Raw genomic sequence first — 23,212 nt, forward strand, 5'->3', positions numbered from 1 at the left:
TCTATGCTAAGCCCGGCGCAAGTCGGGCTTAAAGGTCTTTTTATGTTGCGTATTATATATTTAAGTTTACTGGTTTTGTTTAGCCCGAGTGTGTTAGCTGCGGCGAACCCATGGCAAACACTCATTCCTGAGCTGGAGCGTGGTCAAAAGCCCGCACCCATCAATCATGATGTGCAGTTAGATGAACGTGCCCCACAAATTAAAACTGGTGGCTTAGTTCATGCTCTCGATGGGCAAAACATGCGTATGCCCGGTTTTATTGTGCCATTAGAAAGTGATGGCAACAAAATCACCGAATTCTTTTTAGTGCCATTTTTTGGCGCGTGTTTGCATTTACCACCGCCACCACCTAATCAAATTATTCACGTTAGTCATCCCAAGGGAATAGATATGATAGAACCATGGGAAGTGGTTTGGATTAGCGGAGAAATGCAGGTAAAAGCTACCGATGTTGAGGGCTTGGCTAGCGCAGGTTATGCCATGACCTTATCGAAAGCGCCCGAAATGTACACACCATAATTGCCCAACTGAGGCTAGTGTAGCGCTCCCGTTCCGTGAGAGTATTTAGTAGAACAATAGGGAGCAACACTACGTGCATATACCAACGCATTTTAAGCAACAAGATTGGCATCAAGTATCTACGCTGATTAGCGAATATCCTTTAGCCTGTATTAGTACCGTTAGTGAAGCGGGTTTAGTGGCCGATCACGTACCTCTACTACTGGCTAAAAATGCTGAAGATAGTTGGTGTTTGCAGGGGCATATTGCTCGTATTAATCCTTTAGCAAAGCGTTTACTTAATCCTCTAGCTGCTTTGGTGGTGTTTCAAGGGGAAGATGCTTATGTTTCTCCCAATTATTACCCTTCAAAACTAAGTAATCCAAAGGTAGTACCTACTTGGAATTACCAAGCCGTGCATGTTAATGGGACCATGACTAAACAAGATGATCTTGCTTGGAAGCTAAGTTTGTTGCAAAGGCTAACTGAGCAAAACGAGCGAGCACAAAGTCAGCCTTGGCAAGTGAGCGATGCACCCGATAAATTTATTGAACAGCTAAATAAAGCCATTGTTGGTTTTGAAATAAGTATTGATAGCTGGCAAGCGCAATTTAAACAGAGCCAAAATCATAGTGTCGAAAATCAGTTAGGCGTTGCTAAAGGACTCGCTAATACCAATCCGCTAATGGCAAAACAGATTGAATGCTTTGCCCAAGGTTTGGCGAGTAAAGGTCGAGGTGAAAATGACTAAAGCAAAATTGGCCTCGTGGAACCGGGCTAAGGGTTTTGGCTTTCTCAGCTTGAATGGCGAGTCTAAGCAGTTGTTTGTGCACATAAGCAGCTTTACCGATAAAAAACTCGACCCAGAAAAGTTAGTTGGCCATTGGTTTAATTACACCTTAGCGAAGGATAAACAAGGCCGCCCCTGCGCTAAGCAGCTGCGTTTAATAGGTAGTAAACCAGCATTTTCTAATAAGCCAAATGGCTTAGCCAAGCGAGCGGGTATGGCTGCTTTGGCCTTTTTTGTTTTATTGCTTAGTTTGGTGTTATTGCAAAAACTGCCACTGGCTTTGTTAGTGTTCTATGTAGTTATGAGTGTGGTCACTTTTGCTTTATACGCCCTAGATAAATCGGCAGCGCAAGCCGGTCGCTGGCGGGTTCAAGAGATCAAGCTGCATGTGTTTGCGCTTATTGGTGGCTGGCCAGGTGCGATGCTCGCCCAACAAACGTTACGGCACAAAACTCAAAAGCAGTCTTTTCGCTTGGGTTATTATTGTACGGTGCTACTCAATATAGCGGCTTTAGCTTATTTGCTTAGTCCCAATGGCGAGCCGATGTTGCTAGATATTAATCAAACTTTGTCGAGTTTATTGCCATGATGGTCACTATCACGGCTTACACCGATGAATACTGTCAAGCAGTGGCAGATTTGTTTACTCATGCTGTGCACGCCATTGACGATGAGCTTTACTCTAAGGAACAAAAAGCTGCGTGGGCGCCGCTAGATATAGACTACTCTCGCTGGCAACAGCGCTTGAAAACCAAACACTGCTTTTTAGCCTTGGCTGATAAGCAGTTGCTAGGATTTATTGAATTAGCAGCAGACTATATTGATTGCTTTTATGTTGCGCCAGAGCAGCAAGGAAAAGCAGTGGGCCAAGCGCTTTATCAACATGTTGAAAGCATTGCTCGAGAACAAAAGCTTGCTGGGCTGCGGGTAGATGCCTCATTGGTGGCCAAAGACTTTTTTGTCAAACAAGGCTTTGCTGTTGTGTCGCATAATCAGCTGCTTCGGCTGGGGATAAGTCTGCAAAATATTAGTATGTACAAGGGGTTCTATTCTTAAGCAACCAGCTAAGCATTGACGAATAGACTTGCTGACAATTCTCATAAGGAGTTTGTTGAGAAAGTTGCCTAATATATTTGCTTAAGCGCAGTGTGAGGGAGAGTTTAGCGATGCGAAGTACCCTAATCATTCTTAGTTTACTGATAACCAGTGCTTGCAGCCAGCAGCAGGCCTACCATGCCATGCAGGGCAACCAGCAACGACAGTGTGACAAGCAAACTAATCATCAAGATTATTTAAGCTGCATGGATGAAGCAGACGTGAGTTATGAAGAATATCAGCGGCAGCGACAGGCTTTGTTAGACAAAGACAAATAGTGAAAAAAACCAAGCCTAAGCTTGGTTTTTTTATTGAGCAGCGGCTTATAAGGCAGCGCCATTTACTGACAGTTTTACATCAATATTGCCGCGAGTCGCGTTTGAATACGGGCAAACTTGGTGGGCCACTTTTACCAACTCTTCAGCTGCAGCCTGTTCTAATTCAAGCTCTACCGCAAGCGAAACGGTTAGCGCAAAACCACCGTTGTCGTTAGGGCCAATGCCTACAGTAGCGGTTGTAGGAGCAGACTTAATGGCCACTTTACCTTCTCGAGCCACATGTAAAATAGCGTTAGAAAAACACGCTGCATAACCTGCGGCGAAAAGCTGTTCCGGATTAGTGGCTTCGCCGCTTCCGCCCATCTCTTTTGGATAGCTTAATGCTAAATCTAGTTTTTTATCGTCGGTACTCACTTGTCCATTGCGGCCGGCTAGTGCAGTTGCTGAAGTTGTGTATAGCGTTGTCATAATCGTTACCTTTTAATTTAAGTTGTGTACAATTTAATTGTTTGCAACTTTAGTTGAGGCGAAAACGAAATGCAAGTATATTGTGTACAATTTATTTTTGGTGAAACATTAGAGTGCAGTGATGAGTAAACAGCAAAACCATGTAGCTAGCCTGAGTTTAGATAAGCAATTGTGCTTCTCCCTGTACAGTGCTTCGAACGCAATGGGACGGGCTTATCGTCCACTGTTGGATAAGCTGGATCTTACTTATTTACAGTACATTGTAATGATGGTGTTGTGGGAGCACGATAGCGTAAGTGTGAAGAGCTTAGGAGAACGCGTTCACTTGGATTCAGGCACCTTAACCCCGCTATTAAAGCGCTTAGAGGCTAAAGGTTTAGTGCTTAGAGCCAGATCTGAGCAAGATGAGCGAGTAAGAGTTATAAGCCTTACACCTCAAGGTGTGGCACTACGTGAGCCAGCCGAAGCAATCCCTCAAGCCATGTTATGCCAAGCTGATTTACCGCTAGAAGAGTTACAAGCACTTAAAGCCGGTTGTGATCGCTTGTTAGCGAAGTTAATGAAATAGCATGCACAGCTTTTAAGGTTTATTGAGGCTTCGCTGCAAATTTAAGAAAAATAACAATTAAAGTGAAAATCGTAAGCTTATAAGTGCTTTAGCTGGTTACAATGTAGTGTTGCCCAACACCGGAGCCGAAGTATGCCGCAAGCCGCAGTAAATAAACTCAAATTGTTTAGTTTGGCGTGGCCTATTTTAATTGAGCAGCTTACCGGCGGCATTGTTGTAATGGCCGATATTTACTTTCTTAGCCTGTTGGGAGAAGAGGCCGCCGCGACAGCGGGTTTATTAATGCCTTACCTATGGATTGGCTTTTTTGTGCTGCCAATGCTCTCTACTGGCGGCACGGCTGCCGCCTCTCAGTATTACGGGGCGAATAAGCTTGATAAAGTCGTACCGGTGTTTATGACTAATGTGGTGTTGCTGGGCTTGGCTGGCCTAGCATTTAGTCTGTTTACCTACCTTAATTTCGACAATATCGCACTTTGGCTTAACTTCCCTGTGCCGATGCAAACTTACGCAGAAGAGTACTTAGCCATTATGGCCTTCACCTTTGGTTTCTTTGGGCTGCGTTGTGCCTATGGCTCGATTCTGGCGGCTAAAGCAATGACCAACTGGAACATGTTGGCCTCGCTGCTCACCAATGTGATGAATATATTTCTAAATGCGACGTTCTTCTTTGGTTGGTTTGGGCTTGAGCCCATGGGCTTAAAAGGTATCGCTTTGGGTACCGTGTTGTCTTATGCCTTTGCTTGTGTGGTTGTGATGCTGATTGTGCACATAAAAGCGCAAGTAAGCTTTGAGTTTACGTGGGCAATATTGCCGCGCATGCGAGCGGTGATAAGACCACTGATGAAAATTGCTATTCCCTCAGCAGCCGAGCCTGCTAACTACACTTTGCAACAAATAGTAGTGGCGGGAATATTGGCGAGTTTAGGTGTGCTTGCCGTATCTTCTTATACTTTTGTTCTGCGCTTTTTGTTTATTTCTATGGCGGTGAGTTGGTCTTTGGCGGCCGCTGGGCAAATCATCATGGCTCACCACATGGGAGCGCGAAAACTAGATGAAGTAGACGCCACATACAATCGCTGTATTAAGCTAGCCATGCTGTTTGCTTTTGCCAATATGAGCTTGTTTGCGTGGTGTTACCAGCCCTTAATTAGCTTGTTTAGTGACGACCCACAAGTTGCATTTTATGCCAAATGGTTGCTGGTTATTTGTATCGTGATGGAGCCGTTTAGGGCGATTAATATTGTAGCCGGAATGGGCTTAAAAGCGGTGGGCGATGGTAGGTTTGCCGCCACCGTTGGGGTTGCTTTTATTTGGGGCGTGGTGCCCATTATTTACCTTTGTTCTATCTCCTGGCAGCTTGGCATTATTGGCGCTTGGGCCTGTTTTGCTTTAGATGAAGTTATCCGTGGCATGATTAACCACTGGCGCTGGAAAACCTACCGTTGGCACAACATGGGCATAACCTAAGCAGCTGACTAAAATCAGCTCGAAAGATAAACAGCCCCTAGTGATGGATCACAAAGCGCGATACTTCTATTATCTTTTGGAGCGTAGTTTAGGCTACAACTAACACTTTACGTTGATCCTCGGTTTATTGCTGGTGGCCAGTAATAAATGGAATTGCCGCAGTATTTGCAGCGGCAGACAGGGTTGTTTTATTCCTTTAGCAGCGAGAACAGTAATGAAATTAGAGTCTTTAGCACTTCATCATGGTTATCAATCGGAAGCTACCACTAAAGCGGCCGCGGTGCCTATCTATCAAACTACGTCTTACACTTTTGATGATACTCAGCATGGTGCCGATCTGTTTGATTTAAAGGTTCCGGGTAATATCTATACCCGTATTATGAACCCAACGACTGACGTGCTAGAGCAGCGGGTTGCAGCTATGGAAGGAGGCATTGCTGGTCTTGCTTTGGCCTCTGGCATGGCAGCAATTACCTACGCGATTCAGTGTATCTGTGAAGTGGGCACTAATATCGTAAGCACTAGCCAGCTGTATGGCGGCACCTATAATTTGTTTGCGCATAGTTTCCCTAAACAAGGCATAGATGTGCGCATGGTATTGGCAGACGATTACGCTGGGTTTGAAGCAGCTATTGATGAAAATACTCGCGCAATTTTCTGTGAGTCTATTGGTAACCCAGCAGGCAACGTAGTGGACTTGGTTAAGTTAGCCGAAATTGCCCACAAACACGGTCTACCTTTAATGGTCGACAATACTGTTGCTACGCCGTTTTTATGTCGGCCGATTGAACTGGGTGCCGACATCGTTATTCACTCATTAACTAAATACATTGGCGGACATGGCACCTCTATTGGCGGCATTATTGTTGATTCTGGCAAGTTTGACTGGGTGGCGAATAAAGAGCGCTTTAAAATCTTAAACGAGCCAGATCCATCTTATCATGGTGTGGTATACACCGAAGCGCTAGGCCCTGCGGCCTACATTGGCCGCTGTCGCGTAGTACCACTGCGTAACACTGGCGCGGCTATTTCACCGATGAACGCCTTCCAAATTTTACAAGGTTTGGAAACGCTAGGTTTACGAATGGAGCGTCATTGTGAAAATGCCGAAAACTTAGCGGCTTACCTTAAGCAACATCCAAAGGTTGAATGGGTAAACTACGCTGCTCTGCCTACCAGCCCATATAATGAGCTGTGCGAAAAGATTGTTGGTGGTAAAGCCTCTGGCATTTTGAGCTTTGGCATTAAAGGTGGAAAAGAAGCTGGTGGCCGCTTTATTGATGCCCTGCAAATGATTCTGCGTTTGGTGAACATTGGTGACGCTAAATCGCTTGCTTGTCACCCAGCATCCACCACTCACCGCCAGTTAAATGATGAAGAGTTAGCAAAAGCAGGTGTAAGTGCCGATTTAATCCGTATTTCAGTAGGCATTGAAAACATCGGCGACATCATCAATGACGTTAGCCAAGCGCTTGATAAAGCCTAGTTCCTTGTAGATAGATAAAAGCCGACTTAATTGTCGGCTTTTTTATAGTGACCTGGTGTAGTTACTTGTCGATGCGGAAGTCATACACCTTACAGTTACTCCAAGATTCCACGCGTGCAGATACCTGTTTGTTATTCATGTAAGAAGCTAGGAATAGAGTTATAAGATTTTGGTCAGTTTTATCGATGTAGCAAAAGCCGCCATTAGCGTGCCCAGAAATATCTGGACCACACATTTCACAGCTGTTAACAATCTCGCCATTACTATTGGTGTGCTGAACTTTAAAGTTCAGGTACTCATTTCGATAATGGATGTTACTAATTTCACCTTCTTGAATTGCTTCAGATGCTTCAGCGAAAGGAACAATTGTAGCGCTGAGTAAAACGGCTTTTAAAAGTAGAGCTTTCATTTATTTTCTCTTTTTGTTTTGTGTTTCAAAGTCTTAGTTATTATTCATATAAATGAAAGTTTGATGCAACATTGACTAAAGGTTGATGGTTTCTTGCGTGAAGCTGTTATGAGATTTTTCTTTCATTATCTTCTAACTATTTGTTTTTATTTGCTTATCTTTAACTGATTAATAGCGCTTTGTACTTTTCTTGTTGTGGAGTGATGGATTATCAGTTTTGTGTTGTTGATTGAGTGGCGAAATATCGCTGTCTCTAATGGTTTTTCATCAATTTCAATTAGTTGAACTGGGCATAAGTTTATATTTTGAGGCTATTTATAATGAGTGAGTAGCTAAATAGCTTATTAAGGATAAGGTGATGAGGGTTGTTTTTTCAGTGTTTGTTGCGACGATATTAATGACTCTGCAAGCTTGTAGTTCTGTCGCAGAAACACCAAAGCCAAATTTAGATTTGGTCACAGTGTTTGGTCAGTCCGCTGATTATGATGACGCGCACCGTCTCCGAGTTGATGGCCGTTTTATTGTAAATGGTAAAGGTGAAAAAGTACGTTTAAAAGGCGTAGCCTTTGGCAACGAGGTATGGGCTAATACTCGTATTCCAAGCCAACATCACAACGAGCAAGACTATATTCGCCTTAAAGAAATGGGCTTTAATAGCATTCGTTTCTACTTAAATTATCAAACCTTTGAAAGTGACAGCGCGCCCTATAAATACCACCAGTCGGGTTGGGATTGGTTAGATAAAAATGTGCAATGGGCAGAAAAGCATGGCATTTATCTTGTGCTCAATATTCATGTTCCTCAAGGCGGTTTTCAATCTAATGGTGCGGGCGATGCCTTGTGGGATAAGCGTGAAAATCAGCTGCGACTAATTAGTCTGTGGCAAGCCATTGCCAAGCGTTACCAAGGCCACCCCAATGTAGCGGCCTTAGATTTACTTAACGAACCGGTCACTACTCGCAGTAAACAGCAGTGGGAAGATCTCGCTAACGAGTTAGTAACGGCGATTCGACAAGTTAACCAGCAACAAATGATTTTTGTAGAGCGTTTGTTGGCTGTGAAAAACCAATGGCAAATCGATGAGCAGCAAAACTTCTTTAAGTTAGCCGACCCCAACGTTGTCTACCAATATCACTTTTATGAACCAATGGCATTTAGCCACCAGCAAGCCTCATGGTTACGCCAATATCAAGTTCCGGCCTCTTACCCTGATCCCGATAGGCTGAAAGTGATTGGTTCACCCAGTTGGTATGGCGCCCAGTTTGATAACCCAACAATAAGTGCCGACAGCGACTGGCAATTTGTAGAAGGAAAAAAACTACAGCTCCAAGACCCTAAAGTTGATTTGATTTATCCAGCCCTCGTATCGGCAAATAATGCTGGTGATAGCTGGTTCAAGCAGGTGGTGATTAATGAATATGCACCAGATGGTAAGCAGCTTCTGCGTGAAGTGAAAATTGATTTAAGCCAACACGCAGATTGGTACTTGTGGTCGGCTAATCAGCGTGGTCGTTCGCAGCACCTTCGCCAGGGAGGTGAAGATATATTGCAGATTAGCGAGACAACTAGCGATGCCAATAATGGCAGCTCGCAACAATTTGTTGTGCCTAAAGTTGGTCATTTCTATCAAATCTCAGGTTGGGTGAAAACCCGTGGAACCGGTGCTGCTAGCCGTGTGCAGTTGCGTTTAGATTTTCAAAATGGGCTTAAAGATATTGTTGCTTGGGACAAACAACTCATTGAGAAAATGATTGAGCCCATGGAGCGATGGGGAGAGCAGCACCAAGTACCGCTTTATCTTGGTGAGTTTGGCTGTATTCGCGGTTGCTTTGAACAGCAACGTGGTGGCTTACAATGGGTGAGTGACGTGTTAGACGTTGTTGATCAGTACCAAACCCATTTTAATTTTCATAGTTACCATGAAGATGCCTTCGCTCTATATTACGGCTATGGCAGCTTGCCAACCGAGAGCAATGCCAATCAACCGTTAATTCAATTGTTTAAGCAGCGGTTGAATGAGCCTTAATTAAGCTAGGTCAATAAATAAACAGATTTGTCGGTGTTGTGACTTGATTTGAGAAGTAATCAACTACACTAAAAAGTAGATTGTCAGTTATTACTTTCTTTTGAGATTAAGGAAATAGCATGCGAACTGTTTGTTTGATCATGCTAACACTCTGTTGTGGTTATTTGAGTGCTGAGCCTAGTTTACGTATCTCTACGATTGAAACTATCGCTGCTTTTCCAGAGGTGCGCGATACGGTAAGCGCTGCCTATGCAGAACTTGGCTATCAGGTGGACATCGTGCCTATGCCAGCCAAACGCTCCTTACATCACGCCAGAGACAATCATGACATTGATGCCGAATTGGCCAGAACCCGCTATGCCAGCAGTTACTTACCTAATCATATTTTAATCCCGGTGCCAGTAGGCCATATCACCATTGCTGCCTTTGTAAAAAAAGATAAAGCGCTAGTGACCGATTGGCAAAGCTTGCAGCAGTATAGAGTAGCAGGGGTGCGGGGGCATTTGTTTCTAGAAGAAAAGATGCGTAAGCACAACAATACTCAGTTTTTTAATACCGCTCATCAAGCGCTAACTATGCTCGGCCGAGAGCGCGTTGATGTAGTGGTATTGCCTCTGTCACTTGGCGAATACGTTATTAAAAAGTATTGGCATAAACAAATCACTGTGGTGAGTCCTGTGCTCGACCAAGTACCGCTTTATCATTTCCTGCACAACAAACACCAAGACAAAGCGGAACATTTAGCCGAAGTCTTGCGAAAATTTACTACCGAGCCTTTGGCGCAGTACTAAAAATACCGCTAAAACAAGCACCGAACTATTTGATTAATCGTTTATTTTATTCTTATAAACGCTATCATTTGGGCAATGGCTAGGTACTTATTGCGCAGCTAGTCTCTGTTTTTATTAAGATGAACAAAATGTAATGTTGTGGCCACCTTGCGGTAAGGGCGGTTCTAGTAATCTGCTCATGTCGATTACACAACGAGGATTAGCCAAATGAAACTTCCAATTAAATTATCGAAAAAAATCTGTGTTGCTGCTGCGGTTGCATTAACGTCTACAACGGTGATGGCCGATGATGATGCGCTTTCAGCTTTAGCAATCAAAAAAGCGGGTTTTACCTTAGAGCAAGCAATCGAAAAAGTGCACAACACTTATCCAGGGCAAATTACCGAGCTAGAGTTAGATGATTACCGCGGCCAAGCTGTTTATGAGGTAGATGTAGTAAACCTTGCTCAAGAGCAAAAGCATAAACTCAAGCTAAGCTTGGCCGATGGCGAAATGCTTAAAAACGAAAGCAGCAAGCTAAGCATATTGGGTGTAAGCAAATTAGATGAAGACGAGCGTATCGCGCTTGAGCAGCTAGCAGAATCTGAGCTGTCCTTGCAACAAACTGTGGCCATGCTGAACAGCAAATACCAAGCGCAGGTTATTGAGTTTGAATTAGAGAATGAAAAAGGCATTACCTTTTACAAATTCAAACTACTGGGTGAGCAAGGAAAGCAGCGAGTGATTGTTGATGTGGCAAGTGGTGAAACCATTCCGGTTTTAAAACATTAAGCGCAGAAGTAGAGGCAGCCAATGTGTTGCCTCTTGGCATTTTTAAGGTAAGCAATGTGCGAATACTAATCGTAGAAGATGATCTCACTACTCAGCAGTTTTTGCAGCGTGCGCTTAGTGAGCAGGGCTATCAAGTAGATGCAGCCAGTGATGGGCAAGAAGGTTTATTTCTGGCCTTAGAGCAGGACTATCAGCTAATTGTTTTAGATCGCATGCTGCCTAAACTTGATGGTTTAACGGTGTTGTCTACTTTGCGTAATGCTAATAAGCACTTACCCGTGCTAATACTTAGTGCCTTAGACAGCGTAGATGAACGAGTCAAAGGCTTGCGAGAGGGCGGTGATGATTACTTAGTTAAGCCTTTTGCTTTAGCTGAGTTATTGGTGCGCATCGAGATTTTGCTGCAGCGTCAACGTGGTCAAACAGAGCCAAGTTTAAACAAGTTACAAGTAGCCGACTTGAGCATGGATCTATTAGCAAGGCGGGTATGGCGAGGTCAGCAAGAAATCCAGCTGCAGCCAAAAGAGTTTAAGTTATTGCGCTATTTAATGGAGCACGCTGGCCAGGTAGTTACCCGCACCTTGTTGTTTGAAGCGGTTTGGAATTACGATTTTGATCCACAAACCAATGTTATTGATGTGCATGTGGCACGTTTACGAAAAAAGGTAGAGCTGGATGGCCATAGCCCCTTACTTGAAACCGTACGTGGCGTGGGTTACCGCATGGTGGAAAAGTAAACGTCAAGCTGGCTATATGTGGCGGTTAACCCGCACTAGCTCAATTTGGCGATTAACTCGAATGTATACCGCACTGCTGATGTTAGTAGTGGGGATTTTGTTGTGGGTACTGTATCAGCTAAGCATTGGCCAGCTAAGTCGGAGTCAAGACCAGCAGCTTGGCCAGTTGATTCAACAACAAAGCTTGTTAGCTAAAGAGTTAAACTCGCAAGACTTTATCAGCCAATTTTTATTGCAGGCTGAGCAATCTCGCCAATTTGTATTGGCCTTTGATAATGGCCAAACAACCTATGGGCGCTTAGATGCTATTCCCAAACGCTTGGCTCAGTGCCCGGCATTAAAGCGTTTCCCCGTCTACAACTACAACAAAATTCGTCTTTATTCTGGCTGCGTGCAAACTCTAGAAGGTGGTCGACTGATGGTGGCCAGCGACGACGAAGCGCTGTTTGATTTACGTGAACACTTTATTCAAGCAAGCATTGTTGCACTAAGTTTGGCCTTGGTTCTAGGCATTGTGACGGGGTGGTTTTTCTCGGCGCAAGTATTGCGACGGGTAAACAGTATTAATCGTATTGTTCAACAAGTGGAAGCGGGTGAGTTAAGTGCTCGAGTAGCGTTGAGTCCGCGTAACGATGAGTTTGATCACATGGCAACACACATCAATAAAATGTTGGCGCAGGTCGAGCATTCATTTGATGCCATTGCCGGGGTAACCGATGCCATTGCGCATGATTTACGTACCCCTTTGGGCCGTTTGCGTTTGCGGCTAGAGCAAGCGTTACTCGATAGCGAACAGCAAGCAGTAAGTCCTGAACAATTAGGGAGTATGCTGCAGGAGCTGGATGGCATATTAGCGACGTTTAGCTCGATGCTGGAGCTTACCCGTTTAGAACACCAGCAACAATCTAGCTTTAGTGAAGTAGAGTTGGAGCAGATTGCTGAAGATGCCGTGGAGCTGATTCATCCCTTATGTGCCCAGCGCCAGCAAACTGTTTCGTTATATGTGGAGCAAGCGTGTTATTTAAAAGGCGATGCCACTCTGTTGTTTCGAGCGGTTTATAACTTACTCGAAAACGCCAGCAAATATGCCGGTGAGAAAGCGCAAATTCAATTAAGCGTTAAGGCTAATGGCTTTGCCGTGAGCGACAATGGCCGTGGTATTCCAGAGGCTGAATTAGACAAAGTATTTCAGCGTTTATATCGCTTAGAAAGTAGCCGCAATAGCCCAGGTTACGGTCTGGGTTTGCCACTAGTGAGAGCGATTGTTCGTTTGCATGGGGGCGAAATTAAACTGCAGAACCAACAGCCAGGCTTACATGTTGTTGTGAAGCTAACTTAAGCCGCTAGAAATAAAAAAAAGCCAGCTTTGCAAGCAAAGCTGGCTTTTAGGTCTTATCAATTCTTTCCAGATACCGCAGAGAAGGCCTATGTTACCGAGAGCAACTTATGAGTGTACTTTTACCTTTTTAAGCTTGTTAGCTTTTCGAGCAAAGTAGTTTACGTAATAAGTAAAATAAAACTGTTCCATAGTATTCCCACCATCCAATGTTAATCACTGATGTGTCAGGCAAACGGCCTAATCACACGCACAACCGGCTTAAACCAAGGTTGCAAGGTGCGAGCAAATTGCTCTACATCTAAAACTTAACACTGCACAAATTTGTTTACAGAGTAAGCAACTAGAACTGTGACAAATATTGATAAGTTGTTGTAATTGTGTATTTAAGATGTGAGCGCTTCGAGCTTATGAAAATTACTTTTTCTTTTGCTAATTAAGCTAATGATTTAAAGAATGTTTAGTTTTTAGGAGAAATGTCAGTTTATCAAAGTAGCTTTTCGACCTTGTTGAGAGAAGGAGTCGCTTTCGCTTTTTGCATATGGAGTAAGGTTAGCGCTAAGCTACTAAAGGTAATCGCCAGTATCCATAGATGAGCAAAGTGGCCTTGAATCTCGCTAAAGCTGGCGCCCATTTGATTGAGTTTTAACATCGCTAACACCATTGGTTTAGCAGGTACTAGATCGGCAATAATGTTAATTGCAGGTGGAATAGAGCTAAGCGGCCAGATAAAGCCACATACAAATACTGTTGGTAGCGAGGTCATTAAACCAACTATGGTGGCGTAGTCTCGCTTAGGTAGCATCGCCGCGATACATTGGGCTAAGCCTGCTGTAGCGATTAAAAAAGGCAATAGCAGTTGGCAGATATGGGCAATGTTCGCCCAGTGATGTACTCCGTAAAAATTTAATACCACACCAAAATAAAAACTGCTCATCAAACTATAGATCACGCTAAATAGTAAGCTGCGAACCAGCACTAATTGCCAGGGGCTGGCTCGCCTTAATAATGTTGATTGTGAGGTAGGGGCTGGCGCAGCATGTAGCCCAACTGCGATGAGTAGCGTTTGGTGCAAAATTACAATAAACACTGCAGGAATGACATAATCCAGATAGCCTTGGTGGGCATTAAAGGCTGCATTGGCATTTAGCTGAATGGGTGAATGTAACGTGCTGGCAAGTGCTAGCGGGATGCCATCGGCTACCATCTTGGCTACTTTTACTTGTGCCGCTAAGGTGCCAGAGGTACTGGCTAAGCCTTGTACTATGGTTCCATAAACCAAAAAGTAAGACGCATCCCCGGCATAGGATAAAGTGGGTGAGCGGCCCATTAATACATCTCGATAGAAATGCTCGGGAATCACCAATAATCCACCTACGTCGCGCTCCACCAACTGTTGCTGAGCTTCTTCAATGCTAGCAACTTGGCTGGTCACTTTTAGCAAAGGGCTGGCGTCTACCATACGAATTAACTGGCGACTTAGTTGGCTGCCATCAGCATTAATTACTGCAATCGGTTGTTGTAATGGCGTTTGGTTTAAGTAGGGCTGAGGATACAAAAAAGCGTACAGCAGTAAACCGCCAAATACCGTGAGTATAAGTGCCCGATTACTAACAATTCTGCGTAGCTCTATACGCAATAGCAAGCCTGTATTCATGTGTTTAGCTCCACGTTGTGTGGATTACTAAAGCGTATTTTTACCAGCCACGCAGCGCTGATAAAGGCGATGCCGAATAGTAATAAAGCCGATAAGTTAGGTAATGATTGTAAAGCGCTAGCGCCGTAGTTGGCTTGGGCTATTTGCACTTCAATATAATGGGTTATCGGAATAAGTTGTCGCCAAAATTGGGCGAACCAAGGCATGTCGCTGACCGGAAACGTTACCCCCATAAAAGCAAAGCTAGGAGCAGTAAGAGCGCCTGCAAAACTAAGCGCCCGTGCGACATCTTCAAACAGCAGCATAAGAATTAAGGCGATGGCTTGAGAGGCAACCACACACAACAGTAAGGCCAGTAGTAATACACTCCAAGAGCCTCGCATTGGCCAGTCAAAACCGTGGAACATTAAGGTGCACAGTAATATGCCTTGCAGCCACAACAAAGCGCCAAAAAAGCTAAGTTTTATGGTTAGCTTTTGCCAAGCTTGCTTGGCTAGCCAGCTTTTAAAACTATTGTTTTTTAGCTCCGAACCCAACGCCAAAATCATTACCGTCATAATCAAAATTTGCCAAAATGCAGGTAATGCTGCCGATACAATAAATTGGGCATAGTTGCTATTACCGTTATATAAGGCGCTGATTTGATTGCGAATAGGCACAGCACTGCCCAATGCTTGTAAAGTTTGGGTATTGCCGTGGCTTAGCGCTTTTGCCACAGCAACTTTGGCGCTAAAAGTACCGTGAGCTTGTTGCAAAGCAGAGTTAATTTGTTTGCCAATTACCATGAATTGGCTGTTGTAATAAGCCGCAACGCTAGGTGTTTGTGCCAGCTTGGTATGCTTTTCCATATCGGCTGGAATTATTACTAAAGCTGATACTTCCCCGGTGCGTAACATAGAACGGGCTTGTGGTTCTCCGTAAACACTGTGTACTTTTAGTGTTGGGCTAGCATCATAGTGATTAATTAGGCTACGCGATAACTGGCTATGATCGTGGTCAACTACGGCAATCGGTAGCTCACGGGTTAAACCTGAAGAAAATACCCACCAAACGGCTAAAAAAGCGAACAATGGCAGCCAGGTGAGCATGGCCATTAGCCAGCGATTGTCACGCAGTAAAAGCCACTGTTGTTGATACAGTTGTCTCAGGCTAAGCGGCGGTTCGCTAGTGGCATTCATCTTAAGGTTGCTCTAGCTCAACAATAGCGCTCATGCCTACACGTAATTGCTCTATCTGCTGCAAGGGTCGGGCTTCTACTTCAAAGGTACGTAAATCAAAGCCTGTACGGCTATCGGTGGCGCGCCATGTGGCAAAATCACCCATTACTGCCACATGGGCTACTTCAAACTTATAACTTTGATTATCCAGGGCCGGTAGCATGGCGCTAAACTGTTGGCCTTTTTGAAATTGGCTAAGTTGATCTTCACGAACGTGCAATACCAACCAAGCATCTTGCATATCAATAATAGATACCACCGGGAAGCCAGTAGGCGCTAACTCGCCACTTTGCAGCAGCAGTTGGCTTACCTCGCCAGAGTGCCAGCTTGTCACTAAGGTGTCGCTGGTGAAGGCTTCTACCTCTGCTACTACACCTGCTGCTGCGCGGGCTTGCTCTAAGGCTGCGCGCTTAGTTTCGTCACGGGCACCTTCTTTGGCTAATTGATACATCTGTGAGGCGGCATTTTCGGTATAACGCGCTGCTTGCCATTGGGTGTAAGCTTCGTCGCGTTTTTGCTCGGCAACCACGCCATCTTTGTACAGGTTATCAACCCGCTGGTAGGTTTTTTCTGCCAAGTTAGCGGCTGCTAAGGCTTTTTGCCATTGGTCTTTAGCCGCGGCTATTTCTTGTGCTCTAGCGCCGTTTTCAGCTTGCTCAGCCATGGCTGATGCTGCTTGTTGGCCAGCTTTGGCTTGCTCTAATTTAGCATCTAATTCAGGACTAGTGATGGAAAAAATTAGTTGCCCAGGCTCTACTTGGTCGCCTTTTCTCACTAATACTTGGTCGATCCGCCCAGCTACTTTGGATGAAATATTGTACTGCTGAGCTTCAATCTGGCCTTGCAGCGTATAGGGCTGCGGCTGGTAAGCCTGCAAAAATGAATAAGCAACCCAAACAATAATCGCCAGCAAGGGCACAATGGGTAACACCGCGGAACATTTACGCATAATAGACCCTAGTTAAATCGATAATATTGAGAAAAATTGGCCATTTCACCACTTAAGGCAGTGAGTTTAGCCAATGCAATTACATGGCTATAAGCGGCCGATTGACGCTGAGTTTTCACGCTTGCTTGGTACATCTCGGCATCCACAACGTCGAGAGATGTCGCTAAACCTTGGCTAAAGGCTTTTAGTCGAATACGTAAGTTTTCTTTTGCTAGCGCCAAGGTGGATTCTAGCCCTTGGTATTCTTCTAATGCTAACTCGGCTTCTCGATAGGTTTTTTCTACCAGCAAGCCCAGGTCGCGCTCTGCTTGGGTACGAATATAAGAAATCTGCAGCACGGTGCTATTGGCGGCATTTACTTTGCCGGAGCGACCAGAGTTATCAATAATTGGCACCGACACACCAACCCCCACCATCCAGTCGGGCGCGTATTTAGCGGCTAAGCTGTCGCCTTTGTAGATGTCATAGTTACCAAACATGTATACCTCTGGCATGTAACCGCCTTTGGCTATGGTCACCATCTTTTTAGCTTGTTCTGATTTACTGTCCAATATCGCTAAACCCGGATAACTGTTTAGGGTTTGCGACATATAGCTTTCTAGCTCAGGGATGTCTGCTTGAGTGAATAAGCTAGTAGTGGGTTGAATAGCCTGTTGGGCATGCAGCAATTCTTTTAAGGCTAACTGGGCAATTTCATAATTTCGCAGGGCTTTTCTGGTATCAACTTTGGCCTTATCGTAAGAGGCATCCGCTTGCAATCGTTCCACAAAAGCGATTTGTCCTTGCTGCTCTAGCTTTACCGCGTTACGTTGATGTTTCTTAAGCCCATCTTCCACCTCTTTATAAGTTTCTGCCACTTGTGCAGCCAGCACCACCCCAAAGTAAACTTTGGCGAGGTCTTCAAATTTAGCTTGCTGTTGCATGGCGAGAACTTTTCCAGCCTCAATATTTTGCTCACGCGCGATATCGATGGCGGCGCCGCGACGGCCACCAGTATATAACGGCCAAATTGCCCGAATGGAGCTGGTGGTAATGTCTTGCTCAGTGAAGTTAGTTACCGTTGGTAAGTTTAAAAGCGGCGCTAAAATTTGCCCTAGCGCGGGGTCTAAACCACTTAAATCGAGTGATGCCAAAGGCTCTAAGTCTTTTAAATCAAGTGAAACGGGTTTTTCTAAACGGGTGTAATTACCGGTTAAATCTACTTTGGGGAAGTAGAGATCTTTCGCCGCGTCGCGCAGCGCTTCGCTGCGGGCTACGTTTTCCTTGTTGGCCGCGAGGCTTTGGTTTTTCTCTAGCACATCTTGCCATGCTTGCTCGAAGCTAATGGCATTAGCATTTACTGGCAGCAATAGGCTAACTAGGCAGCCAAGGCTAGCTACGTTTAAACCCCAAAAGTGTCTTATCACTTTAACACAGTCCTTATGATATTAGAGTAAATACTCTACAGCATGCTAGGTGCATTATACAAGTGCTTTGCAGCGAGCATTTTTGCTATTTGTTAAGCCTAGGACAGATTACTGTAAGATGTTTTATTTCGTAGTAATTACTTGGCGAAACAAGCTGTTGAAGCTGGTTCCCGCCATTTTCCCAACGGTGCTATTCGCCAATTGTGCGGTGCTTTGCAAGTTGCATATAAAAGCTAGATGATTTTGCTGTTGTGGCCGATTAAGTACCTAGCTTAGCCCAGCGAACCCAAGGTGCCACGGTGGAAGTTCAAAGCATGATTGAAGATCTACAACCGGGGACTAAGCAGCTAACGGACTTAACTGAACAAACAGTGTAACAGGCCGAAACTAGTGAGCGTTTAATGGGTGGAATAGGCCAAGACCTTAATGTTATTTCGCAATCGGCGCTTGCAATCTGAGGTAATTAAACAAGTCAATGCTTCGTCAGTGCCAGCGGTTGAACAATTGAGTGAAGCATCTGCAGGGTTAGCGTCAACCTTAAAAGGCTATCGCACCAAAGGTGGTAGCAGGTTGGTAAATAGCTGAGTTGAGCAGTACTTAAAATAGCTTATTGATGATCAAGTGACTTATATCATAGTTTCTTTTATAACAATGGCTTAACTTTATTTTCAACTGGTGCTACGAGCACCAGTTTTGGATTGGTTTAGTAAAAGATATAAAAGGAACATAATGGAATACTTTATTGGGGCGTTAAAAAAATACGCAGATTTTTCAGGACGAGCTCGTAGAAAAGAGTACTGGATGTTCATCTTGTTCTACTTCATTTTTGGCATAGCAGCGAACATTATCGATGCCATTATTGGCTTGCCGTTGCTTTCGCTAGTTCTAACGCTAGGTTTATTAATTCCAAGTATTAGTATCGCCGCTAGGCGTTTACATGATACTGGTCGCAGCGGTTGGTGGCAGCTTATTGCGCTTATTCCGCTGATCGGTGCGATTATACTGTTGATTTTCTTGGCATCTGATAGCCACGAAGACAACAACTATGGCGCTAATCCTAAAGGCGCTGGTGCAGTAGCTTAGGTTAAAAACAAACAGTTGGGCTAGTAAATTGGCCCAACTTCTTCTAGTTGGGTGAGGTAAACCCGCGTATCAAACTCAAGCTGATGGTAATTAGGCAGCATATGCTGGCACAGTTGGTAAAAGGCTTTGTTATGTTGTTTTTCTTTTAGATGAGCGAGTTCGTGTACAACGATCATGTTTAAAAACGGCTCAGGTACGTTTTGAAACAAGCTGCTCACTCTTATTTCATTTTTACTCTTTAATTTACTTCCCTGAACTCTCGATACATAAGTATGTAAACCTAAAGCATGGTTTACCACGTGAATTTTCTTATCAAAAACAACCTTGCTCAGCGGTGCCGATTTACGCATATATTGGTTTTTTAGTAACAAACAATAGTCGCGCAGGGCTTTATCATTATATATGTCATGCCTTGTAGGGTACTTATTTAATAGAAACTCGGCTAAACGCTGCTGTTTAAGCAGATCTTCAATTTTGCTGGTGAGTGCCTCGGGGTAAGCGGCTAAATATTTAAGCGTTGTCATTGTATTTAAGGTTATGGCCAGATGCAGCAATGTAAGCTGAGAATAAAACAAGACATAGCCTTAGGCTATGTCTTGTTTGCTTAGTTCTTGTTTAATAGCGCCACGGCCACCACAACTAGGCCAATACCAGCAATTTGCAGAACACCAATACTGTCGCCAAGTATCCAAGCGGCCATTATTAAGGTAAAAACCGGGCCTGCGCTGCCACTAATCGCGGTGCGTTGTGCGCCGATACGATGGATAGCCTCACTAAATAAAAATGAGGGAATTACCGTAGAAAACAGCGCCATATAAGCCGCATACCAATAAACCTGATCGGGATAGTTGAGCAGTGCAGTAAAGTCCCCGTGCAAACTAAAGTGGATGAAAATAGCTATGCTGGCGGCAATCATTGCAATAAGAGTAAAGGCTTGGCTGCCGATCTTGGCAACAATGTTTTTGCTAAAGACCAAGTAAAAAGCAAAACTAAAGGCGCTAGCGATAACCAAGCTGGTTCCCCAGATAAGTTGTTGGGGATCAAGCTGTTGGCCGGTTTCACTCCACATCATTAACCCCACGCCTAACCAGCTAAGGGGCAGGGCAAGCACCACAATTAACTGCGGCTTTTGGCGGTAAACTAACCACGCGAGTAAAATGGTAAATCCAGGGTAGGCATACAATACCACGCGCTCAAGCGGAGCCGAGATGAATTGCAAGCCACTTAAATCTAAAAAGCTAGCTAGGTAATACCCTGCTATGCCAACCAGCGCAGCCGACAGAATGTTACCTTTCAGTTTTTGATGTTCTAAGCGGCCTAACCTCCACCAATACAATGCTAACAATAGGTAAATCGGTAAACTAAAGGCCATGCGCAGCGTCATTAGGCTGGCAGGGTCGATGCCAAATTGGTACGCCAGCTTGATCCAAATTCCCTTGAGAGAAAACAAAGCGGTGGCAACCAAGGCCAAACAGAGCCCTGTAGCTGCTTGAGAAAAGCGCGGAATGGAAGCGAAGATGTTGCTAGTTTTACTGATAGTCATGTCCTTGCGAGCCTTGTTTTAGGAGTTGGATAAGGCTACGAAGGGCAAATAAGGTCTGGCTGCACTTCGCAGCCAGTGAAAAATATCTACATTTCACCGCTGCTAGAAATAAGCAGCAGCCACAGTTTAACCAAGCAAATACTTGCACTGGGTGCGAGTAAGCGACTTAGCTGATTTGTGGTTAAAAATGCGGTCATATCATTTCCTTGATGATGAATTTTTAGCCTACGGTAATTGAGTTGAAGCCGCAAGCGATTAAGCAAAATAGACGACTGTTAAATTCTATCTGTGTGGCTGGTTTAGCCCAGAGGCAAACGCGCTACTAGGGCTGTAGTTGTTCATCAGCTATTGGTGCCCACCTTGATTCGCGTTTGTAGCTGTTTAAAAGCAACTTGCAACAGCAAGAAAGCCGCACACAGAAGCAATACGTAAATGCTCTGCTGACCTAAGGCAACTAACAGCAAGCAACAAAGCAGCACGCCTACTATGGCGATTACCTTAAAAAACCCACGCAATAAAATGGCGCCAGCTAGCATACTCAACAGATAAACCATGATGAAATTGCCATTGGCATAACGGATTAACTCGTCCAGTGGTAACTCAAATAGCCAGGCTGCAACACAGCTAAGCGCACAAACTAAAACAATGGTGCTAAGCGCATGTTGTGGAATTTTATTTTTGGATAAACGGGCTAACGGTTTTAGCCGCTGACCTTCATCGGCCATGCTCCAGAGCAAGCGCGAAAAGCCTTGTATATAGATATTGATGCTAGCGTAACAAGCTAAATAGCCCACAATGGCGGCTAGCCACTTGGCTTTTTGACCAAAGATAATGGCAACTAAATGAGGCAGTGATTGGGTATTGGCAAGCTGGTCTCCATAGCTGCCGTATTTAAGCACCACTACCGACGCCGCCCAGTACACGGCGCCTGCCAAAAACACACCCAATAATAAGGCAATGGGGAAATCTCGTTCTGGCCGACGAAACTCCTCGCCCATATGGGCAAAGGCTTCAATGCCTACAAAACACCAAAACATCACAGCTAATGCAGGGGCAATGCTAGGAATATCGATCTGTTCAGGAAGCTGATAATCGCCTGCTTGCACATCGCCATGCCACCACAGTGCCGCTACAAGTAATACAATCGCAATCGCAATTAAACCTTGAATATTGCCTGAGAGTTTTGCGCCTCCCATGCCTAATAGCCACATGCTTAGCAGCGTACCAAGTTGAATGATTAAGGCGGTATTTGGCGTGATAGAAAACATAGCCTGCCAAAATCCGGTTGCCATCATTAGCGCAGCGGGCAAGCCAACCGGTAGCACCGAAATGAATAAAAAGGCCGTAAGTTTTTCGGCTCGAGGCCCCAAGGCTTTGGCAACAAAGTGAGCGGCCCCGCCGGCGTGTGGATAACGCTTGCCTAATGCCGCAAAGGTAAAGGCAATTGGCAATACCAAGCTAATGAGTAATAGCCAGGCTAATAAAGAACTGTGTCCGGCAATGCTGGCGGCAATAGCAGGAACAACAAAGATGCCAGTGCCAAGTAAAGAGGTGGCAAGTAATGCGATACCTTGGCTGATGCCAAGTTGTTGATTTAAGCGGCTCATGAATGCTCACTGGATGAATAACAAAGCTAAAGCATAGCGCCAATCAACTCACTTGAAAGCTGTAAAAATAGCGGAAACTAACGCTAAATAGTCGGTGTTTGCCGTTAATTTAACGGTGAGGCCAACTTAGACTCTAGCTGCTCTAAAAACTCTGCGTAGCGGCCGCTTGTTTTGAGCTTTTGTAAACCTTGGTTAAATTGCTGCAAATAGTGCTGATTTTCCGAATGCTTTTTAGAGAGCATAAGCCGAAAGTGGCGTTGCTCTACAAGAGTTTCGGAATAGGTAATTTGCTGGATCTCTGCTTCGCTCAAATGATTGGTCATGTAGTGCAAGGCAACGGTCTTGGTTAGCGCTATTGCATCGATTCGTTGATACAACAAGCGTTCAAATAGGCTTTGGTAATCTCCCACTTTATCTAAGGTAATCAGTTTGCTGCGCGCTGCTATTTCTAAGGTGGGGTAAGCGGCGAATAATGTTCCGCCTATTGTAATGCCTTCTAAGTCTTCTATTTTTTGCCAATGCACTGGTTTCGACTTCAAGGAAAACAAAACTTCATTTCCACTTACGATGGGGTCGCTAAACCAAAAATGTCGTTCGCGCTGCTCAGTTTTAATCCAGGCTAAGCTGCCGTGCCATTTAAAGCTTGCTGCGCCATAGCCGCGTCGAGCATATTCATATGAGCGTTTCCATGGGTAGTAACCGTAATACGTTTTGATACCTTGTTGGGCAAAAGCTTCGCTAACAATTTGTGCGGCTATGCCGCCTTTTGCCAAGTCTATTGACAGATAAGGTGGCCATTCACCACTGGTTAAATTGATGTTTTTAACAGCAAATGCTGGGTGCGAAAATGCGCTTAGCAAACTCACCAGTAAACAAAATATACCGAAATAACATTTACTTAACTTTCTTATCATTATCTTTTTAGTTTATTAACTTTTGTCTTTTTCAAGTGTAGTCGAGGGCTAAATAACGGTGCTTAATTTTCAAACCAACTACCTATTTTGAGTAGCTTTGTAAAAATTATTTC

Annotated in this window: 24 protein-coding genes; 14 read left to right on the forward strand and 10 right to left on the reverse strand. The window is 44.5% G+C overall.

Annotated features, from left to right (window positions below):
* Positions 1-42: 42 nt before the first annotated feature.
* The 5 genes from OAG1_RS00430 (at position 43) to OAG1_RS00450 (ending at position 2,661) form a co-directional block, all read left to right on the forward strand.
* Positions 43-519, forward strand: a complete 477-nt coding sequence (locus OAG1_RS00430; RefSeq protein WP_338623037.1) for a DUF3299 domain-containing protein — start codon at positions 43-45, stop codon at positions 517-519.
* Positions 520-592: 73 nt separating this feature from the next.
* The gene (locus OAG1_RS00435) at positions 593-1,249 is read left to right on the forward strand and encodes an FMN-binding negative transcriptional regulator (RefSeq protein ID WP_338623039.1); all 657 of its coding nucleotides are present in this window, start codon (positions 593-595) and stop codon (positions 1,247-1,249) included.
* Positions 1,242-1,877 (forward strand): cold shock and DUF1294 domain-containing protein, encoded by a 636-nt coding sequence (locus OAG1_RS00440; RefSeq protein ID WP_338623041.1) that lies wholly within the window; start codon positions 1,242-1,244, stop codon positions 1,875-1,877. Before OAG1_RS00435 ends, OAG1_RS00440 begins: the two co-directional genes overlap by 8 nt.
* Positions 1,874-2,344: a GNAT family N-acetyltransferase gene (locus OAG1_RS00445; protein ID WP_338623044.1), complete on the forward strand. Its 471-nt coding sequence runs from the start codon at positions 1,874-1,876 to the stop codon at positions 2,342-2,344. The genes OAG1_RS00440 and OAG1_RS00445 overlap by 4 nt, the downstream gene beginning before the upstream one ends.
* Positions 2,345-2,454: 110 nt before the next feature.
* On the forward strand, positions 2,455-2,661 hold the full coding sequence (locus OAG1_RS00450) for a hypothetical protein (protein ID WP_338623046.1): 207 nt from the start codon (positions 2,455-2,457) through the stop codon (positions 2,659-2,661).
* Between the two features lie 45 nt (positions 2,662-2,706).
* On the opposite strand, the gene OAG1_RS00455 is transcribed toward OAG1_RS00450, so the two are convergent.
* Positions 2,707-3,129, reverse strand: a complete 423-nt coding sequence (locus tag OAG1_RS00455) for an organic hydroperoxide resistance protein (RefSeq protein ID WP_152783924.1) — start codon at positions 3,127-3,129, stop codon at positions 2,707-2,709.
* 121 nt (positions 3,130-3,250) lie between these two features.
* Between OAG1_RS00455 and OAG1_RS00460 the strand changes: the two genes are divergently transcribed.
* From OAG1_RS00460 to OAG1_RS00470, 3 genes are all read left to right on the forward strand, one after another.
* Positions 3,251-3,697 (forward strand): MarR family transcriptional regulator, encoded by a 447-nt coding sequence (locus OAG1_RS00460; protein WP_016400011.1) that lies wholly within the window; start codon positions 3,251-3,253, stop codon positions 3,695-3,697.
* Positions 3,698-3,829: 132 nt separating this feature from the next.
* Positions 3,830-5,167 (forward strand): MATE family efflux transporter, encoded by a 1,338-nt coding sequence (locus OAG1_RS00465; protein WP_338623050.1) that lies wholly within the window; start codon positions 3,830-3,832, stop codon positions 5,165-5,167.
* 214 nt (positions 5,168-5,381) lie between these two features.
* Positions 5,382-6,653: an aminotransferase class I/II-fold pyridoxal phosphate-dependent enzyme gene (locus tag OAG1_RS00470; RefSeq protein ID WP_338623052.1), complete on the forward strand. Its 1,272-nt coding sequence runs from the start codon at positions 5,382-5,384 to the stop codon at positions 6,651-6,653.
* Between the two features lie 61 nt (positions 6,654-6,714).
* Here OAG1_RS00470 and OAG1_RS00475 read toward each other — a convergent pair whose 3' ends face one another.
* Entirely contained in the window at positions 6,715-7,062 is a 348-nt protein-coding gene (locus OAG1_RS00475) for a hypothetical protein (protein ID WP_338623054.1), read from the reverse strand.
* A 358-nt stretch (positions 7,063-7,420) separates the two neighbouring features.
* On the opposite strand from OAG1_RS00475, the gene OAG1_RS00480 reads away from it, so the two are divergent.
* The 5 genes from OAG1_RS00480 (at position 7,421) to OAG1_RS00500 (ending at position 12,726) form a co-directional block, all read left to right on the forward strand.
* Positions 7,421-9,088 carry a cellulase family glycosylhydrolase gene (locus OAG1_RS00480; protein ID WP_338623056.1) on the forward strand — a complete coding sequence of 556 codons (1,668 nt, stop codon included), beginning with the start codon at positions 7,421-7,423 and terminating at the stop codon, positions 9,086-9,088.
* Positions 9,089-9,207: 119 nt separating this feature from the next.
* Positions 9,208-9,879: a transporter substrate-binding domain-containing protein gene (locus tag OAG1_RS00485; protein ID WP_338623058.1), complete on the forward strand. Its 672-nt coding sequence runs from the start codon at positions 9,208-9,210 to the stop codon at positions 9,877-9,879.
* Positions 9,880-10,086: 207 nt separating this feature from the next.
* Positions 10,087-10,650, forward strand: a complete 564-nt coding sequence (locus tag OAG1_RS00490; RefSeq protein ID WP_338623060.1) for a PepSY domain-containing protein — start codon at positions 10,087-10,089, stop codon at positions 10,648-10,650.
* Positions 10,651-10,706: 56 nt separating this feature from the next.
* Complete coding sequence (locus OAG1_RS00495; protein ID WP_016400004.1) at positions 10,707-11,387, forward strand: response regulator transcription factor; 681 nt, start codon at positions 10,707-10,709, stop codon at positions 11,385-11,387.
* Entirely contained in the window at positions 11,326-12,726 is a 1,401-nt protein-coding gene (locus OAG1_RS00500; protein WP_338623062.1) for a HAMP domain-containing sensor histidine kinase, read from the forward strand. The genes OAG1_RS00495 and OAG1_RS00500 overlap by 62 nt, the downstream gene beginning before the upstream one ends.
* A 484-nt stretch (positions 12,727-13,210) precedes the next feature.
* Here OAG1_RS00500 and OAG1_RS00505 read toward each other — a convergent pair whose 3' ends face one another.
* From OAG1_RS00505 to OAG1_RS00520, 4 genes are read right to left on the reverse strand one after another with little or no spacing between them, the layout of a single operon-like run.
* Complete coding sequence (locus OAG1_RS00505) at positions 13,211-14,380, reverse strand: ABC transporter permease (RefSeq protein WP_338623064.1); 1,170 nt, start codon at positions 14,378-14,380, stop codon at positions 13,211-13,213.
* Positions 14,377-15,558 (reverse strand): ABC transporter permease, encoded by a 1,182-nt coding sequence (locus tag OAG1_RS00510; protein WP_338623066.1) that lies wholly within the window; start codon positions 15,556-15,558, stop codon positions 14,377-14,379. The genes OAG1_RS00505 and OAG1_RS00510 overlap by 4 nt, the downstream gene beginning before the upstream one ends.
* 1 nt (position 15,559) lies before the next feature.
* The gene (locus OAG1_RS00515) at positions 15,560-16,546 is read right to left on the reverse strand and encodes an efflux RND transporter periplasmic adaptor subunit (RefSeq protein ID WP_338623068.1); all 987 of its coding nucleotides are present in this window, start codon (positions 16,544-16,546) and stop codon (positions 15,560-15,562) included.
* An 8-nt stretch (positions 16,547-16,554) separates the two neighbouring features.
* On the reverse strand, positions 16,555-17,952 hold the full coding sequence (locus tag OAG1_RS00520; protein WP_338623070.1) for a TolC family protein: 1,398 nt from the start codon (positions 17,950-17,952) through the stop codon (positions 16,555-16,557).
* 729 nt (positions 17,953-18,681) lie between these two features.
* On the opposite strand from OAG1_RS00520, the gene OAG1_RS00525 reads away from it, so the two are divergent.
* Positions 18,682-19,035: a DUF805 domain-containing protein gene (locus tag OAG1_RS00525; protein ID WP_338623072.1), complete on the forward strand. Its 354-nt coding sequence runs from the start codon at positions 18,682-18,684 to the stop codon at positions 19,033-19,035.
* Positions 19,036-19,055: 20 nt separating this feature from the next.
* Here the strand turns inward: OAG1_RS00525 and OAG1_RS00530 are convergent, their stop codons facing one another.
* The 4 genes from OAG1_RS00530 to OAG1_RS00545 form a co-directional block, all read right to left on the reverse strand.
* Positions 19,056-19,559, reverse strand: a complete 504-nt coding sequence (locus tag OAG1_RS00530; RefSeq protein WP_338623074.1) for a M48 family metallopeptidase — start codon at positions 19,557-19,559, stop codon at positions 19,056-19,058.
* 80 nt (positions 19,560-19,639) lie between these two features.
* The gene (locus OAG1_RS00535) at positions 19,640-20,578 is read right to left on the reverse strand and encodes a DMT family transporter (protein WP_338623076.1); all 939 of its coding nucleotides are present in this window, start codon (positions 20,576-20,578) and stop codon (positions 19,640-19,642) included.
* Between the two features lie 341 nt (positions 20,579-20,919).
* The gene (yjeH, locus tag OAG1_RS00540) at positions 20,920-22,185 is read right to left on the reverse strand and encodes an L-methionine/branched-chain amino acid transporter (RefSeq protein ID WP_338623078.1); all 1,266 of its coding nucleotides are present in this window, start codon (positions 22,183-22,185) and stop codon (positions 20,920-20,922) included.
* A gap of 104 nt (positions 22,186-22,289) precedes the next feature.
* Positions 22,290-23,099, reverse strand: a complete 810-nt coding sequence (locus OAG1_RS00545) for a transporter substrate-binding domain-containing protein (RefSeq protein WP_338623080.1) — start codon at positions 23,097-23,099, stop codon at positions 22,290-22,292.
* Between the last annotated feature and the right edge of the window lie 113 nt (positions 23,100-23,212).

This window comes from Agarivorans sp. OAG1, assembly GCF_037076485.1.
In the GTDB taxonomy this organism is placed as follows: domain Bacteria; phylum Pseudomonadota; class Gammaproteobacteria; order Enterobacterales; family Celerinatantimonadaceae; genus Agarivorans; species Agarivorans albus.

Coding starts and splice junctions, on each gene's coding strand:
- OAG1_RS00430 (WP_338623037.1), top strand. CDS start 43: ATGTTGCGTATTATATATTTAAGTTTACTGGTTTTGTTTAGCCCGAGT.
- OAG1_RS00440 (WP_338623041.1), top strand. CDS start 1,242: ATGACTAAAGCAAAATTGGCCTCGTGGAACCGGGCTAAGGGTTTTGGC.
- OAG1_RS00445 (WP_338623044.1), top strand. CDS start 1,874: ATGATGGTCACTATCACGGCTTACACCGATGAATACTGTCAAGCAGTG.
- OAG1_RS00450 (WP_338623046.1), top strand. CDS start 2,455: ATGCGAAGTACCCTAATCATTCTTAGTTTACTGATAACCAGTGCTTGC.
- OAG1_RS00455 (WP_152783924.1), bottom strand. CDS start 3,129: ATGACAACGCTATACACAACTTCAGCAACTGCACTAGCCGGCCGCAAT.
- OAG1_RS00460 (WP_016400011.1), top strand. CDS start 3,251: ATGAGTAAACAGCAAAACCATGTAGCTAGCCTGAGTTTAGATAAGCAA.
- OAG1_RS00465 (WP_338623050.1), top strand. CDS start 3,830: ATGCCGCAAGCCGCAGTAAATAAACTCAAATTGTTTAGTTTGGCGTGG.
- OAG1_RS00470 (WP_338623052.1), top strand. CDS start 5,382: ATGAAATTAGAGTCTTTAGCACTTCATCATGGTTATCAATCGGAAGCT.
- OAG1_RS00475 (WP_338623054.1), bottom strand. CDS start 7,062: ATGAAAGCTCTACTTTTAAAAGCCGTTTTACTCAGCGCTACAATTGTT.
- OAG1_RS00480 (WP_338623056.1), top strand. CDS start 7,421: ATGAGGGTTGTTTTTTCAGTGTTTGTTGCGACGATATTAATGACTCTG.
- OAG1_RS00485 (WP_338623058.1), top strand. CDS start 9,208: ATGCGAACTGTTTGTTTGATCATGCTAACACTCTGTTGTGGTTATTTG.
- OAG1_RS00490 (WP_338623060.1), top strand. CDS start 10,087: ATGAAACTTCCAATTAAATTATCGAAAAAAATCTGTGTTGCTGCTGCG.
- OAG1_RS00500 (WP_338623062.1), top strand. CDS start 11,326: ATGGCCATAGCCCCTTACTTGAAACCGTACGTGGCGTGGGTTACCGCA.
- OAG1_RS00505 (WP_338623064.1), bottom strand. CDS start 14,380: ATGAATACAGGCTTGCTATTGCGTATAGAGCTACGCAGAATTGTTAGT.
- OAG1_RS00510 (WP_338623066.1), bottom strand. CDS start 15,558: ATGAATGCCACTAGCGAACCGCCGCTTAGCCTGAGACAACTGTATCAA.
- OAG1_RS00515 (WP_338623068.1), bottom strand. CDS start 16,546: ATGCGTAAATGTTCCGCGGTGTTACCCATTGTGCCCTTGCTGGCGATT.
- OAG1_RS00525 (WP_338623072.1), top strand. CDS start 18,682: ATGGAATACTTTATTGGGGCGTTAAAAAAATACGCAGATTTTTCAGGA.
- OAG1_RS00530 (WP_338623074.1), bottom strand. CDS start 19,559: ATGACAACGCTTAAATATTTAGCCGCTTACCCCGAGGCACTCACCAGC.
- OAG1_RS00535 (WP_338623076.1), bottom strand. CDS start 20,578: ATGACTATCAGTAAAACTAGCAACATCTTCGCTTCCATTCCGCGCTTT.
- yjeH (WP_338623078.1), bottom strand. CDS start 22,185: ATGAGCCGCTTAAATCAACAACTTGGCATCAGCCAAGGTATCGCATTA.
- OAG1_RS00545 (WP_338623080.1), bottom strand. CDS start 23,099: ATGATAAGAAAGTTAAGTAAATGTTATTTCGGTATATTTTGTTTACTG.